The 13,001-nt window shown below is 65.0% G+C and carries 14 protein-coding genes; 1 reads left to right on the top strand and 13 read right to left on the bottom strand.

The features are described from left to right. The first annotated feature begins 4 nt into the window (after positions 1-4). Complete coding sequence (locus NDO55_RS06905; RefSeq protein ID WP_252113695.1) at positions 5-1,552, top strand: sensor histidine kinase; 1,548 nt, start codon at positions 5-7, stop codon at positions 1,550-1,552. A 110-nt stretch (positions 1,553-1,662) separates the two neighbouring features. On the opposite strand, the gene tatC is transcribed toward NDO55_RS06905, so the two are convergent. The 13 genes from tatC to NDO55_RS06970 all read right to left on the bottom strand — a co-directional run bounded on the left by tatC (position 1,663) and on the right by NDO55_RS06970 (position 12,994). After that, complete coding sequence (gene tatC / locus NDO55_RS06910; RefSeq protein WP_252113697.1) at positions 1,663-2,544, bottom strand: twin-arginine translocase subunit TatC; 882 nt, start codon at positions 2,542-2,544, stop codon at positions 1,663-1,665. Next, complete coding sequence (tatB, locus tag NDO55_RS06915) at positions 2,544-2,879, bottom strand: Sec-independent protein translocase protein TatB (protein WP_252113699.1); 336 nt, start codon at positions 2,877-2,879, stop codon at positions 2,544-2,546. The genes tatC and tatB overlap by 1 nt, the downstream gene beginning before the upstream one ends. Before the next feature lie 12 nt (positions 2,880-2,891). Continuing rightward, positions 2,892-3,125: a twin-arginine translocase TatA/TatE family subunit gene (locus NDO55_RS06920; protein ID WP_252113701.1), complete on the bottom strand. Its 234-nt coding sequence runs from the start codon at positions 3,123-3,125 to the stop codon at positions 2,892-2,894. A 33-nt stretch (positions 3,126-3,158) separates the two neighbouring features. Next, the gene (gene scpB / locus NDO55_RS06925; protein ID WP_252115566.1) at positions 3,159-3,767 is read right to left on the bottom strand and encodes an SMC-Scp complex subunit ScpB; all 609 of its coding nucleotides are present in this window, start codon (positions 3,765-3,767) and stop codon (positions 3,159-3,161) included. A gap of 2 nt (positions 3,768-3,769) precedes the next feature. After that, positions 3,770-4,525 carry a segregation and condensation protein A gene (locus tag NDO55_RS06930; RefSeq protein WP_252113703.1) on the bottom strand — a complete coding sequence of 252 codons (756 nt, stop codon included), beginning with the start codon at positions 4,523-4,525 and terminating at the stop codon, positions 3,770-3,772. A 26-nt stretch (positions 4,526-4,551) separates the two neighbouring features. Next, the gene (gene nagZ / locus NDO55_RS06935) at positions 4,552-5,559 is read right to left on the bottom strand and encodes a beta-N-acetylhexosaminidase (protein WP_252113705.1); all 1,008 of its coding nucleotides are present in this window, start codon (positions 5,557-5,559) and stop codon (positions 4,552-4,554) included. After that, entirely contained in the window at positions 5,559-6,248 is a 690-nt protein-coding gene (locus NDO55_RS06940) for an SPOR domain-containing protein (RefSeq protein ID WP_252113707.1), read from the bottom strand. Before NDO55_RS06940 ends, nagZ begins: the two co-directional genes overlap by 1 nt. Next, positions 6,248-7,978 (bottom strand): arginine--tRNA ligase, encoded by a 1,731-nt coding sequence (gene argS / locus NDO55_RS06945; protein WP_252113709.1) that lies wholly within the window; start codon positions 7,976-7,978, stop codon positions 6,248-6,250. Before argS ends, NDO55_RS06940 begins: the two co-directional genes overlap by 1 nt. A gap of 60 nt (positions 7,979-8,038) precedes the next feature. Beyond that, positions 8,039-9,172, bottom strand: a complete 1,134-nt coding sequence (locus NDO55_RS06950; protein ID WP_252113711.1) for a DUF1501 domain-containing protein — start codon at positions 9,170-9,172, stop codon at positions 8,039-8,041. 3 nt (positions 9,173-9,175) lie between these two features. Continuing rightward, the gene (locus tag NDO55_RS06955; RefSeq protein ID WP_252113713.1) at positions 9,176-10,576 is read right to left on the bottom strand and encodes a DUF1800 domain-containing protein; all 1,401 of its coding nucleotides are present in this window, start codon (positions 10,574-10,576) and stop codon (positions 9,176-9,178) included. 93 nt (positions 10,577-10,669) lie between these two features. Next, on the bottom strand, positions 10,670-11,179 hold the full coding sequence (locus NDO55_RS06960; protein WP_252113715.1) for a hypothetical protein: 510 nt from the start codon (positions 11,177-11,179) through the stop codon (positions 10,670-10,672). Further along, positions 11,176-11,829 (bottom strand): NAD(P)H-binding protein, encoded by a 654-nt coding sequence (locus tag NDO55_RS06965; protein WP_252113717.1) that lies wholly within the window; start codon positions 11,827-11,829, stop codon positions 11,176-11,178. The genes NDO55_RS06960 and NDO55_RS06965 overlap by 4 nt, the downstream gene beginning before the upstream one ends. A 4-nt stretch (positions 11,830-11,833) precedes the next feature. Beyond that, on the bottom strand, positions 11,834-12,994 hold the full coding sequence (locus NDO55_RS06970; protein WP_252113719.1) for a deoxyguanosinetriphosphate triphosphohydrolase: 1,161 nt from the start codon (positions 12,992-12,994) through the stop codon (positions 11,834-11,836). Between the last annotated feature and the right edge of the window lie 7 nt (positions 12,995-13,001).

Consider the following 13,001-nt stretch of genomic DNA (forward strand, 5'->3'; position numbering starts at 1 on the left):
TCGCATGAGCACTGACGACAACAAGATTGCGGGCCGCATCTCGACGCCGTTCAAGATGCTGGTTGCGATCGCGCTCGCGCTGCTTCCGATCGGCGGGCTGATCATCTGGAACGCGGTCGCCGAATTCAACGACAGCCGACAAGCGCTGCGCGGCCAGGCGCAAGCGGAAATGTTTGCCGCGGCGCGTTCGGCCGAGACACTGATCGCCCGCAACACACTCGCACTGCGCGTCGCAGCTTATGGCGCGGTCGCTGCGGGGGAAGCCAATCCGTGCATGGCAGCACGCGAAGCTCTTTCGGTCGCTCCGGCTGTCGCTCGTGACTTCGTCATCTCGGACGCCGATGGCAACGAGATATGCGGGGACTTGCCCACCGTGCCACCGCCCAACGGCGTCGCCGATGCGCGCGATCCGATCGCTTTGTGGGTCGACCCTGCAAATGACGGCATCGTCCTCCAGGTCGCGGTGCCCGGCGCAACCGCGACCGGTCGAATCCAACGGCAGGAAATCCTCGAAGCCGTCGCGGCAGACGGGACATCGATCGATGAATTCAGTATCGGTGATGGCGAACGCCGGCTCGCGGTTGCCTCAGCCGAGCCGACACGCCGCCCCGGTATCGCAACGGAACAGCTCAATGTCCCCATCGCGGGCCAGCGGCTCGAGATGAATGCGGCGACCAGCTACCAGGATTTCACCAATCGTGACCGTTTGAGCTTCGTCCTGCCGGTCATCATGTGGGCCTTTGCCGCCCTCCTTTCCTGGGTTTTGGTCCATTTCCTGCTGATCCGACCGCTGCGCCGTCTCAATCATGCCGTGCGCGAATATGACGTCGATACCGACGATTTCGCGCTGCCCGAACGGCTCGGCCCGGCGCGCGAAATCCATGAACTCGGCAACAGCTTCATGGCAGCCGTCGGTCGCATGGAAGAGAGCGAAGACGAGCTGCGGACCGCGATCGACAATCAGAAGAAACTGGTTCGCGAAGTCCACCACCGCGTGAAGAACAACCTGCAGGTCGTCGCCAGCTTGCTCAACATCCACTCGCGCGGGGTCGAGGGCGAGGAGGCCAAGGCTGCCTACACCGGCATCGGGCGGCGGGTCGAAGCGCTGGCGGTCGTCCACCGCAACCACTTTGCCGAGATCGAAGAAAGCCGCGGGATCCAGCTGCGCCCGCTGCTCACCGAACTGGCCGCCGGCCTGCGCGCCTCGGCGAGCAATGCGGGCCATGCCTTCGACCTCGACCTCGACGCTGCGGCCACGACGCAGGATGCCGCCGTCTCGGCTGCCTTCTTCGTCACCGAGGTGGTCGAGCATGCCTTGCTGTCGGGCGGCGATGCAGCGATCGAAATCGGGCTTCGCCGCACCAGCGAGCTGACCGCGCGGCTGTCGGTCGCGAGCGCCGACCTCGTCAGCGGAGAGGATGCGCCGCCGCAACAGGCGCAGTTCGAGCGGATCGTCGAAGGCCTGTCGCGCCAATTGCGCTCACCGCTCGACAAGAAACTCGGCAACTACAGCGTGGAAATCCCCGTTTTCCCTGAAAAATCAAGCGACTAACGGTTCGTCGCAAATCGCCCAAATTTTTTGGCTAGGCTGGAACCCACTTCCAGAAGGGGCGTTGTATTGCATGGATAGTGACCTTTTGCCCCCCCGCTCTCGCTATCCACTCAAGTGGGCCCGGAACCGCCAACCCTCCCCCCCCCCGGTGGCGTTTCCGGGCCCAAATTGTCTCCAGCTTCCGTAGAAACAGTCTGGGCCTCTTCCACCGAGGCTTCGGTTGTCGCGTCCGCATCTTTCGCCCCCTCTTTGGCGCTGCGCCAATGGGTGAAGCGGATGGCGAGAATGGCGAATTCGTAGAGCAGCACCAACGGTACCGCGAGGATGATCTGGCTCACCGCATCGGGCGGCGTCAGGACGGCCGCGATCGCGAATGCCGCCACGATCATGTAGCGTCGGCCCGCAGCCAGTTGTTCACGCGTCACCAGCCCTGCACGCTCCAGGAGCATGACGAGGATGGGTAGCAGGAAGGCCAGCCCGAAGCCGAACAGGAATTTGGTCGAGAAGGAGAGGTAATTGCCGATGGCCGGCATGGCTTCGGTCTCGACCCCGCCGACCTCACCTTCGAACCCCAGCAGGAAGTCCAATGCGATCGGCATGGCGACGAAATAGGCAAAGCTGGCACCGCCTGCGAAAAAGAAGGGCGTGAGGATCAGGAAGGGCAGGAAGGCCTTTTTTTCCTTGGCGTAGAGGCCAGGTGCGACGAAGCGCCATAACTGCGTCGCCAGCACCGGGAAGGTGATCATCAACGCCGCGAACAAGGCCACCTTCACCTCGACGAAAAAGGCTTCGAAGACGTCGGTGAAGATGAGACGGCCCTCGCCTGCCTCGAGCAGGGGCTGGACCAAGACCGAGAAGATCGGCTTGGCGAGGTAGAAGCAGGCGAAAAAGGCAACGGCCAGCACCGCCACCACCAACACCAGCCGCTTTCTCAGTTCGATCAGATGATCGAGCAGCGGCATCTTGGTGTCATCGATATCGGAGAGCGGCATCAATCGCCCTCCTTTTTCGCGGCATCGGGCGCATCGCTTTCCGCATCATCGGCGGGCTTGCGCGCCTCTTTCGGCAGCATCTCGTCGGCATATTGGTCGGCGGGGAACTGGGCCATGATGGCCTCGTTCTGCGCCTTCCACTGCTTTTCCATTTCCTCCAGCTCGGCCTCGCGCACGATATTGTCGATGCCCGCGTTGAAGTGGCGGACATAGGCGCGCATCTTGCCGACCCAGCGGCCGACCGTGCGCATCACGACAGGGAGCTGTTTGGGGCCGACGAAGAGCAGGGTCGCGATGGCGACCACCAGCAATTCGATCGTGCCGATGCCGAACATTGCTGGCGCGGCTTAGTTCGACGCCTGGTCGCGGTCGCGCGTCACCTCGGCATCGATGGTCTGATTGTCGCCCGGAATCTGCTTGGGCGGCTGCGGCTTGCTGTCATCCTCGTCAGCCATGCCTTTCTTGAAGCTTTTCAAGCCCTTGGCGACATCGCCCATCATGTTGGAGAAGCGATTGCGGCCGAATAGCAGCAACACGAGAATGGCGAGAATGAGGATACCGGGAAGGCCGATATTGCCCATGGAATATGCTCCTAAGCTTGAGTTGGACCCAACCTAGTCCTCTTCGCGCTCACTTTCCAGTTCATCCATGTCATCATCTGTATCCGCGCCCGCTTCCTCGAGCGCCAGCTGCATCGCCTCCTCGTCCAGCGGATCGAGCAGGCCGGCGGCCTTGAGGTCGTCGATCCCAGGCAAATCGCGGCGCGAACCGAGCCCGAAATGGGTGAGGAAGTCCTTGGTTGTGGCATATTGCAGCGGACGGCCAGGCGTCTCGCGGCGGCCCGCCGTGCGGATCCATTCAGCGGCCATCAGCACATCGAGCGTGCCTTTTGAAATCTGCACGCCACGAATGGCCTCGATCTCGGCGCGGGTCACCGGCTCGTGATAAGCGATGATGGCGAGCGTCTCGGTCGCCGCACGCGACAGGCGGCGCTGCTCCTCGCGCGTCCGGCGCAGCAAATGCGCAAGGTCGGCCGCGGTCTCGAAATGCCAGCGCTTGCCATGCTGGACGAGCCGCACGCCGCGATTCTCGTAATGCGCGGCAAGCGCGTCCAGCGCGGCTTTCACATCGCCCTCGCCGACATGCGCCTCGATATCCTCGCGGGTCAGCGGCTCATCGGCGGCGAACAAGACCGCTTCCACGCTGCGCTCGAAATCATCCATGCTCATACGACCCTCTTCACGCGGATCGGCTCGAACTCGCCTTCCTGCTCGAGGCTGAGGCGACCGGTCCGCGCCAGTTCAAGGCTGGCAAGGAAACTGGAAGCGAGACAGCTTTTCAGGAACGCACCGTCGGTCGACTTGGGCAGGAAGCTGGTGAGATCGGTCCATTCGACCGCAAAGCCCAGCATCGAGGACAGGCGCTCCATCGCATGCTCGAGCGTCATCACCTTGCGGTCATGGACGACATGCATAGCCGGCTGCGTGCGCGCCCGGACCTGCCCGTAGGCGGCATAGAGATCGTAGGCCGAGACCTGCCAATTCGACTTGCGCAGCGTCTTGAGGCCTTCCGGAGCACCGCGCCAGAAGCGTTCGCGCCCCAGCCGATCGCGTCCCAGCAGCCGCGCCCCGGCATCGCGCATCGCATCGAGCCGCATCAGGCGCTGCTGGAGCCGCAGCGCCAGTTCCTCGGGACTGGGATCGGCCTCCGGGTCTTTGGGCAGCAACAAGCAGCTTTTGAGGTAGGCGAGCCAGGCCGCCATGACGAGATAGTCCGCAGCCAGCTCCAGCTGCAGCGTGTGCGCTTCCTCGATATAGCCGAGATATTGCTCGGTCAGCTGGAGGATCGAGATTTCATGGAGGTCGACCTTCTGCGCCCGCGCCAGGTTCAGGAGCAGGTCGAGCGGCCCCTCCCAATTGTCGAGGTCGAGATGCAGGCTCTCGGGCGGTGCCACAGGCGATCGGAATTCAAGCTCCCCCATGGACGAACCCTAGCGCGAATGGGGCTTTAGGCAAGCGCGAGCAGCTGGTCGCGTTTCTCGAGCGCGGCGGCGAGGTCCAAGGGATCGCCGGCATCGGCACGGATCGCCATGGCCCGGTCCATGCGTTCGCAGCTGAGGCGATGCATGTCGGGCACGACCTTCGCGACGTCGACCATCTCGTCCATCTTGCCCGAACAATGGAGCGCGACATCGCAGCCTGCCTCGATAACGCCCTGCGCACGCTCGGCCATCGAGCCTTCCATCGCCGCCATGTTGAGGTCATCGCTCATCAGCCAGCCGTCGAAGCCGATACGGCCGCGAATGATATCGCCGATGACGGTCGGGGACTGGGTGGCGATATGGTCGGGGTCCCAGGCGGTGTAGACGATGTGCGCGACCATCGCCATCGGCGCCCAGGAGAGGCTCTCGAACGGAGCAAGGTCGAGGTCGAGATCGGGCCCGATCGCCTGCACGACAGGACGGTCCTTGTGGCTGTCGACCATGGCACGGCCATGGCCCGGAATATGCTTGATGATGCTGACAACGCCGGCCGAATGGAGACCCTCGATCACCGCGCGGCCCAGCGCCGCCACTTGCATCGGTTCGGCGCCCAGCGAGCGATCGCCGACAATCTCGTCCGCGCCCTGCTGGAGCACGTCGAGCACGGGTAGCGCATCGACGGTGATCCCGGCCTCGGCGAGCATCAGGCCGATGGCGCGGGCATTGGCGCGCGCCGCCTCGATCGCCGAGGACGGGGCGATGTCATACAGCTTGGCGAACTTGCCCATCGCCGGAAATTCGGGAAATTCGGGCGGGCGCATCCGTGCGACGCGGCCGCCTTCTTGGTCGATCAGGATGGGCAGGTCGTCACGGCCATGCAGGCTCTTCAGGCTATCGGTCAGCCCGCGCAGCTGCTCCATATCCTCGACGTTGCGGCCGAACAGGATGTAGCCCGCCGGATTGGCGTCTTTGAAAAAACGCGTTTCCTCGTCGGTGAGCGTAAGCCCCGACATGCCATAGATGACCGCCTGCATCAGTTGACGATCACGCAGCTTTCGCCCGCGGCACGCAACGCGTTGCAGGCGCTGCGCGCGGCATCGGCATCGGCAGCGCGGGCGCGCAGGCGGAAGAGGTTCTGGCCGTTTACATTGGCCTCCTGGATGACCTTATCCATCGCCGCGACTTCGTCGAATTGCGAGGACAGCAGCGCCCAGCCGGTCTCGGCCGTGGCACGGCTCGAATAGGCGCCCAGCTGAATGAGCGGACCGCCGGCACTGCCGCGCGCGACGGGCGGCGGGCCTTCCGCGGGCACCGGACGGCGCGTCTCATTATCCGGCAAGGTCGCGGCGGGACGCTGCGGCTCATCGACGGCGATACGCGGCGTATTGTCTTCCAGCTTGTCGGTATCGAGCTGCGCGTCGGGATCCTCGCCCTCGCTGGTGGCAAAGGCGGTCCCGCTATCGTCGGACAGATCGAGGCCACCCGGATCTTCGGGTTCCACCTTGTAGGGGGTCGACGGCGCGGCGATTAGCTCGGGCTCCCCACCGACACCGGAATCGCGGCCCAAAAGGAAGGTCGTAACGGCGAGTGCGCCCAAGGCGAGCAGGACGACGACGGCACCCACCGCCATCTTGGTCCCGCTGATCGTCTGCGGTGCCGACTCGTCCTCTACCGGCTCGAGCCAGGGCAACCGTTCTGCATCTTCCTGGGCGGCTTCGTTCACTAACGCATCTCCTCGGCCGCTTCGACGCCCATGATGGCGAGGCCGTTCCGTAGAACCTGCCCGATCGCACGGGCCAATTCCAGCCTCGCGCGCGACAATTCGGGCTGGTCCTCGAGCAGGAAGCGCTTGGAGGGATCGTCATTGCCGCGATTCCACGCCGCGTGGAAGGCAGCGGCAAGGTCGTAGAGATAGAAAGCGATGCGATGCGGCTCGTAGGCATCGGCGGCGAGCCGCACCTGGCGCGGGAACTGCGCGGCCAGCTTCACCACGCCGCGCTCCTCGTCGTCGAGCAAGGTGAGGTCGGCCTCGCCTGCATCGAGGCCAGCCTCAGCCGCCTTGCGGCCAAGCGAGGAAATCCGCGCATGCGCATATTGGACATAGAAGACAGGGTTTTCCTTGGTCGCTTCGGTCACCTTGGCAAAGTCGAAGTCCAGCGGCGCATCGGCCTTGCGGGTGAGCATCATGAAGCGCACCACGTCCTTGCCGACTTCGCGGACCATGTCGGCGAGCGTGACGAAATTGCCCGAGCGCTTGGACATCTTCACCGGCTCGCCATCGCGGAACAGGCGGACCATCTGGACCAACTTCACATCGAGGCTCTTCTCGCCATCGGTCAGCGCGTTGACCGCCGACTGGACGCGCTTCACCGTCCCGGCATGGTCGGCGCCCCAGATGTTGACGAGATGGTCAGCCTTTTCGGCCTTCTGGTAGTGATAGGCGGCATCGGCGCCGAAATAGGTCCAGCTGCCGTCCGACTTCTTCATCGGGCGATCCTGGTCGTCGCCGAACTGGGTCGAGCGGAACAAGGTCAGTTCGACCGGCTCCCAATCCTCGGGCGTTTCGCCCTTGGGCGCTTCCAGCATGCCGTCATAGACGAGGTCCTTGGCCTTCAATTCCTCCATCGCCGCCTCGACCTTGCCCGAGGCTTGCAATTCGGCTTCCGAGGCAAACAGGTCATGATGGATGCCGAGCAGCGCCAGGTCGGCGCGGATCATGTCCATCATGCGCTCGACCACGAAGGGCTTGAAGACGGGCAGCCATTCGGCCTCGTCCTTGCCGACATAGGTGTCGCCAAATTCGTCGGCGAGCGCCTGGCCCACCGGCTTCAGATAGTCGCCCGGATAGAGACCTTCGGGGATCTCGCCGATATCCTCGCCCAGCGCTTCGCGGTAGCGCAGGTGCGCCGAGCGCGAGAGCGTGTCGATCTGGCTGCCGGCATCGTTGACATAATATTCGCGGGTGACGTCGCGCCCTGCCCATTCGAGCAAGTTGGCGAGCGCATCGCCGACCACCGCGCCGCGGCAATGGCCCATATGCATCGGGCCGGTCGGGTTGGCGCTGACATATTCGACATTGACGGTCTCGGTGTCGCCCGAGGTGGCGACGCGGCCATAGGCATCACCCTCGGCGATCATGGCATGGAGTTCGTCATTCCAGACCGCCGGATCGAGCCGCATGTTGATGAAGCCGGGGCCGGCAATCTCGACGCTGGTCACGCCATCCAGCGCTTCGAGCTTGGGCGCGATTTCGCCTGCAAGCGCACGCGGATTGGTCTTGGCCTGCCCGGCCAGAACCATCGCCGCATTTGTCGCCAGGTCGCCATGCGAGGGATCGCGCGGCGGTTCGACCGCGACGGGCTTGGTATTCACCGTCTCGGGCAAGGTGCCGGCGGCAATCAGCTCGGCAAGGATGGCGTCGAGTTTCGACTGGAAACGGGCGTAGAGCGACATGGTGGATTTTCCGGAAATCTAAAAGCGTTTCCGGGCATCTAGCCGCCTTGGTCGGCCGCTTCAACCGATCAGCGTCTCGCGCATCAAATCCGGGCGGGTCTGGGGGAACAGCAAGGCGCCCGCATCGTCGATGCCGAAATGCTGCGCCAGCGCGCTCGCGATCAGCGCATCGAGCCCCAATGTCGGCATCAGATCGCGGCCCTGATAAAGCGCATTCCTCTTCAATCCCGGCCAGTCGGCCAGCACGTCGCCGCCTTTCACTGCACCGCCCAGCAGCATCGCCATCGAAGCGGTGCCATGGTCAGTGCCGTTGGTGCCATTCAAGGCTGCGGTGCGCCCGAATTCGGTGGCGACAATGACGAGCGTGTCGCTCCATTCATCGCCCATCGCCGCTTCAAACCCGCCGAGCAGCGCATCGAGGCCGGTGAGCGCGCGGCCAAGGCGGCCAGCCTGCTGGTAATGCGTGTCCCAGCCGTCGGTCTCGACCATGACGATGCTGGCGCCGTCGGGGCCGGTCATGAGGTTGGCGGCAAGCTCGCCCATCGCCGCGCCATCGCGGGCATTGGCGACATCGCCGGCCATGCCGCGCACCGCTTCGGCCTGTTCCCACATGGGTCCCAGTTCGGGATCTTCCGCATAGAGATTGCCGACCCGCGCCATCAGGTTGGCGGTGGCATCGGGAAGTCGTGACGGCGCGAAGCTGGCCGCTGCGACCGGCCCGCGTAGCGCCACCGGCAAGGCGGGTGCCAGCGCGACAGCGCGCGTGCCGGGCAATGCGCCGAGCAAGCGGTTCACCCAGCCATCCTTGACGGCATAGGCCTGCGCCCCGCCCGTCTCGAGGACATTCTGGCCATCGAAATGCGAGCGGTCGCGATAGGGTGAGGCGACCGCATGGACGAAGCGCGCATCGCCCTTGCCGTGCATGGCAGCAACGCGTTCGAGCGAGGGGTGCAGCGCGAAGTCGCTGCCGATCGCCACGCCTTCGCCGACCCGCTCGGCTTCTTCACCACGCAATCCGCGATAGGCCGCATCGCCAATGGGCGCGAGCGTGGCGAGGCCATCGGCAGCGCCGCGCTGGATCACGAAGAGGAACTTCTTGGGCGTGTCCGCACCGGCAGCAAAGCCGATCTGCGGCAGCGTCACCAGGCCTGCGCCCAGCGCGCCCAACTTCAGGAGGTTGCGACGAGTGACCATGATCTATCTCCGCAGCATTTCAGGACTGACGAGGAAAAGGGCGAAGCCATCGGTGGCGCTGGCGGCGCGGCGCACTGCCTGTGCGCTCGTCTCGCTCCAGCGTGTCCCGACGATAGCGGGCGCGATGTCACGGGCATCTGCGCCCCGGGCGAGGCCGGCCATACGCTGCGCAGCCTCGACACGGCGCACCAGCGCGTCGGGTCCGGCCCAGCTTCCGGCGACATCGTCCCAGCCTGCCGGGCTCGGGACCTGCCAGGTCGGCTGGCCAAGCTCATTCAAGATGCCAAACAAGCGGCGACCGTCGGGCGTCTCGCCGCCCATCGCGCGCAGCGAGGCGATCGTCCAATCCCAGGGATTGCGGAACTTGGCGCTGGTCGCCTCCCACGCTTCGGGGCTGTCGATGATCGCGCGATAGACGGTCGGCAGGCTGCCCTGGCTTGCGAGCCAGGCCTGCTCGATCCGCGCCACCATGGCGGGCGGCGGCTCGTCGGCAGCGAAGTGACGCGCCAATTTGGTCGCCATGTGCCGCGCGGTCGAAGGATGCCGCGCCAGCATGCGCAGGATTTCCGCCGCCTGGTCGGGACCGTCATCGCCGAAGCGTTGCCCTATGATCGTGCGGCTGCCCGGCTGGTGCATCGCGTCGACGAAGATCGTCTCGCCCGGCTCGCCCCGCGCAAAACGCTGGAGCGGGCCACGGGTCAGGCCGGCGACCGTCCACCCGGTCAATGCATGAGCAAATTCGGTGACGTCGGCCTGACTATAGCCACCATCGACGCCGAGCGTGTGCAGTTCGAGGATTTCGCGCGCCAGATTCTCGTTGATCCCGAGATCGCGTCCGCGCCGCGCTGCGCCGCGTCCGATCATGCTGTCCGGTCCGATCGATTGTGCCTGGTCGAGGTAGAGGAGCATGGCGGGATGCGCCTCGGCGCTCAGCAACATGTCCTCGAAGCGGCCCATGACATGCGGACGGATCGCGTCGAACTCCATGTTGCCGGCGAAGCCGAAGACGCCAGGTTTGCGGCCCGACGTTGCGAAATGGTTTGACCAAAAATGCACCATCCGCTCGAGCATCGGCGCATCGCTGTCGATGGCGAGCCGGGCGCGGGCATTGACCATCGCGACCGTGTCGACGCCAACCGACTGGCGCAACTGGCGGCGGAGGTCGCGTTCGATCTCGGCCTGGTCCATCTCGCCGCTCTGGCCATTGTCGCGAAATTCGCGGAGCGTCCCGTAAAATGCCGCGACCTTCTCTGCCGACGCGCGGCGGTCCGGGACGTCATCGGGAACAGGCGCGAGGCTGCGATCGAGCTGCGCCAGCGCCCAGCCTTTCGCCTCACTTCCCACTTGCTCTCCGGCGCGGGCACCGAGCCCGAAACGGGCCTGTGCAAAGCCGATATCGCTCATGTCCGCCTCCTTGATCCTGGCGAGCATGATGTCACCTGACCTCAGTGGGAGCCAGTCGCAGAGTGTCGCAAATTGTCGGGAGGCTCGAGCGGCCTAAGGCAGCTGCGAAAATTCGGTTGAGCTGGGCACTTCCTCGCCCGGCCCTTCGGCAGCGCGGCGTGCTTCGTCGCGCAGGCGCCAGTCGCGCTCGAACATCCAGTAGGCCAGCCCCACGCTCGCGCCATAGATGATCCCGGCATCGACCGGCATGACGCCGAGCCCGCCGGGTCGTGCAAAGCCGCCGGCAAAGACGCTCACCAAAGTGATGCGCGTGATCAGCCCGGCAAGCCCGCCCATCAGCAAGGCGGCAATCCCGACCCATGGCTTGCGCCAGGCCTCGCCCACGGCGGCAGCGGCCGGATAGCCGAAGATGACGATGGCGAAGGCCGAGATCGGCACCAGCAAGGCCGTCATCATCAGGAGCAATGGAATTTCCTGCAGCCCCGCATCGAAGCCTTCGCGGTCGAACAGCAATAAAGCGACGATCAGCAGGATCGAACCGATGAAGGTCCCGGTGATCGACCCCATGATGATGGGCGCGCGTGGGATGAAGGGCTTCATCATGACGCAGTGTCCCCCTCGGCCAAGGCGTGGATCTCGCGATTATGGTGGATCGTCTGGCCACCGCCTTCTGCGCCCACCAAGGCGGCGATGGCTTGAGCCACGGTCTCGCCGTCGATGGCCTTCAGATTGGAGGGGACGATCAGATTGGTTAGCGGCGAGACGAGGATGCCGAGCCGCTCCTTGAGCCGCCTCTCCTTGCCGCGGTCGCCGCGCAATAAACCGGGGCGTACGATGTCGAGGCGGTTGAACCCGACGCCGGCGACGTCCGCCTCCATCTGTCCCTTGATCGCCAGATATTTGTTGCGCGAATTGGCGTCGGCGAGGCTCGATGAAACGACGATCAGCTGGCGCGCACCGGCCTGTTTGGCGGCATCGGCGAAATTGACGACGCCGTGCCGGTCGATGCGGTCGAACTTTTCCCAATCCTTCACCTTGGCCCACGTGGTACCGATGGCCGCAATGGCGACATCCACCTCCTCGTCGGCAATGAGGCCCGGCCAATCCTTCATCGGGGCCACCTTTTCGCGCCATCCGACATGCGGCGGCAGGCTCGCGCGGCGGGCGAGCGAGAGCAAGCGATGGTCCTTCAAGTGCGGCACGAGGTGCGAGCCGATGAGGCCCGTCGCGCCGATAAGGGCGATGCGCGTCACGGCGTCAGAAACGCGCCGCGGGAAGCGGTGATGGGCCCACCCATTCTTCGTAGCGGGCAATGGCGAAAGGATCGGTCATCCCAGCAATATAGTCGGCGATGCCGCGCATCCTAGGGGTCTCCCCGTCGCCGCGTGCCCATCCCGAAGGCAGCAGCACGGGATCCGCAAGCAAGGCCTCGGCCAGCCCGGTGACGATCCGCTTGGCCCCGCAACGGATCGGACGCAGCGTCTCGCTATTGTAGAGATTGGCGTAGAGATGGCGCTTCAACGCGCGTTCTTCGGCCTGCATTCCCTCCGAGAAGCCGACAAGCGGACGTCCGGCGGCGCGTACGTCGTCGACCGTGTCGACGCCCGTCTCGGTGATGCGTCGGCGCGTCTCGGCAAGCACATCGCCGACCATCGTGCCGATCATGTCGCGTACCAAGGCCGCGCGCTTGCGGTCGGGATCGAGCCCCGGATGGCGGTCTTCGATCGCGTCCCAATGGCGCTTTACCAGCGGCAGGGCGAGCAGATCGTCGAGGTCGAGGATGCCGGCGCGCAGCCCGTCGTCAATATCGTGATTGTCATAGGCGATGTCGTCGGCAATCGCCGCGAGCTGCGCCTCGAGGCTGGCATGCTGGCCGAGTTCGAGGCCGTAAGCGGCATCGGCTTCGTGCAGGGCCCATTCGGGGGCGGCGACAGGCCCGTTATGCTTGGCCAGCCCCTCCAGCGTTTCCCAGCTTAGATTGAGGCCGTCAAAGGCCGGATAGGGACATTCCAGCGTCGTCAGGATGCGGATCGAGTGGCCGTTATGGTCAAAGCCGCCACCGGCCGCGAGCGCCTCGGTCAGCGAATCTTCGCCGGCATGGCCGAACGGCGGGTGGCCGAGATCGTGGGCGAGGCAGAGCGCTTCGGTAAGGTCCTCGTTGAGGCCCAAGGTACGGGCCATCGCGCGGCCGATCTGCGCGACTTCCAGGCTGTGCGTCAGGCGGACACGATAATGATCGCCATCGGGCGCGACGAAGACCTGCGTCTTGTGGCGAAGGCGGCGGAATGCGACCGAATGGATGATGCGGTCGCGGTCGCGCTGGAAGGCGTCGCGGGGGCCTCGGGGGCCGCGATCATCCTCGCAATGCTGGCGTCCGCGCGAGGCCGCTGGATCGCTCTTCAGCGTGGATGACAGCAAGGTTGGC

This window comes from Sphingomicrobium sediminis, from assembly GCF_023805295.1.
Taxonomy (GTDB): Bacteria; Pseudomonadota; Alphaproteobacteria; order Sphingomonadales; family Sphingomonadaceae; genus Sphingomicrobium; species Sphingomicrobium sediminis.

Bases quoted from the DNA above. Each gene is read 5' to 3' on its own strand.
- NDO55_RS06905 (WP_252113695.1), top strand. From the start codon at position 5: ATGAGCACTGACGACAACAAGATTGCGGGCCGCATCTCGACGCCGTTC.
- tatC (WP_252113697.1), bottom strand. From the start codon at position 2,544: ATGCCGCTCTCCGATATCGATGACACCAAGATGCCGCTGCTCGATCAT.
- tatB (WP_252113699.1), bottom strand. From the start codon at position 2,879: ATGTTCGGCATCGGCACGATCGAATTGCTGGTGGTCGCCATCGCGACC.
- NDO55_RS06920 (WP_252113701.1), bottom strand. From the start codon at position 3,125: ATGGGCAATATCGGCCTTCCCGGTATCCTCATTCTCGCCATTCTCGTG.
- scpB (WP_252115566.1), bottom strand. From the start codon at position 3,767: ATGGATGATTTCGAGCGCAGCGTGGAAGCGGTCTTGTTCGCCGCCGAT.
- NDO55_RS06930 (WP_252113703.1), bottom strand. From the start codon at position 4,525: ATGGGGGAGCTTGAATTCCGATCGCCTGTGGCACCGCCCGAGAGCCTG.
- nagZ (WP_252113705.1), bottom strand. From the start codon at position 5,559: ATGCAGGCGGTCATCTATGGCATGTCGGGGCTTACGCTCACCGACGAG.
- argS (WP_252113709.1), bottom strand. From the start codon at position 7,978: ATGTCGCTCTACGCCCGTTTCCAGTCGAAACTCGACGCCATCCTTGCC.
- NDO55_RS06950 (WP_252113711.1), bottom strand. From the start codon at position 9,172: ATGGTCACTCGTCGCAACCTCCTGAAGTTGGGCGCGCTGGGCGCAGGC.
- NDO55_RS06955 (WP_252113713.1), bottom strand. From the start codon at position 10,576: ATGAGCGATATCGGCTTTGCACAGGCCCGTTTCGGGCTCGGTGCCCGC.
- NDO55_RS06960 (WP_252113715.1), bottom strand. From the start codon at position 11,179: ATGATGAAGCCCTTCATCCCACGCGCGCCCATCATCATGGGGTCGATC.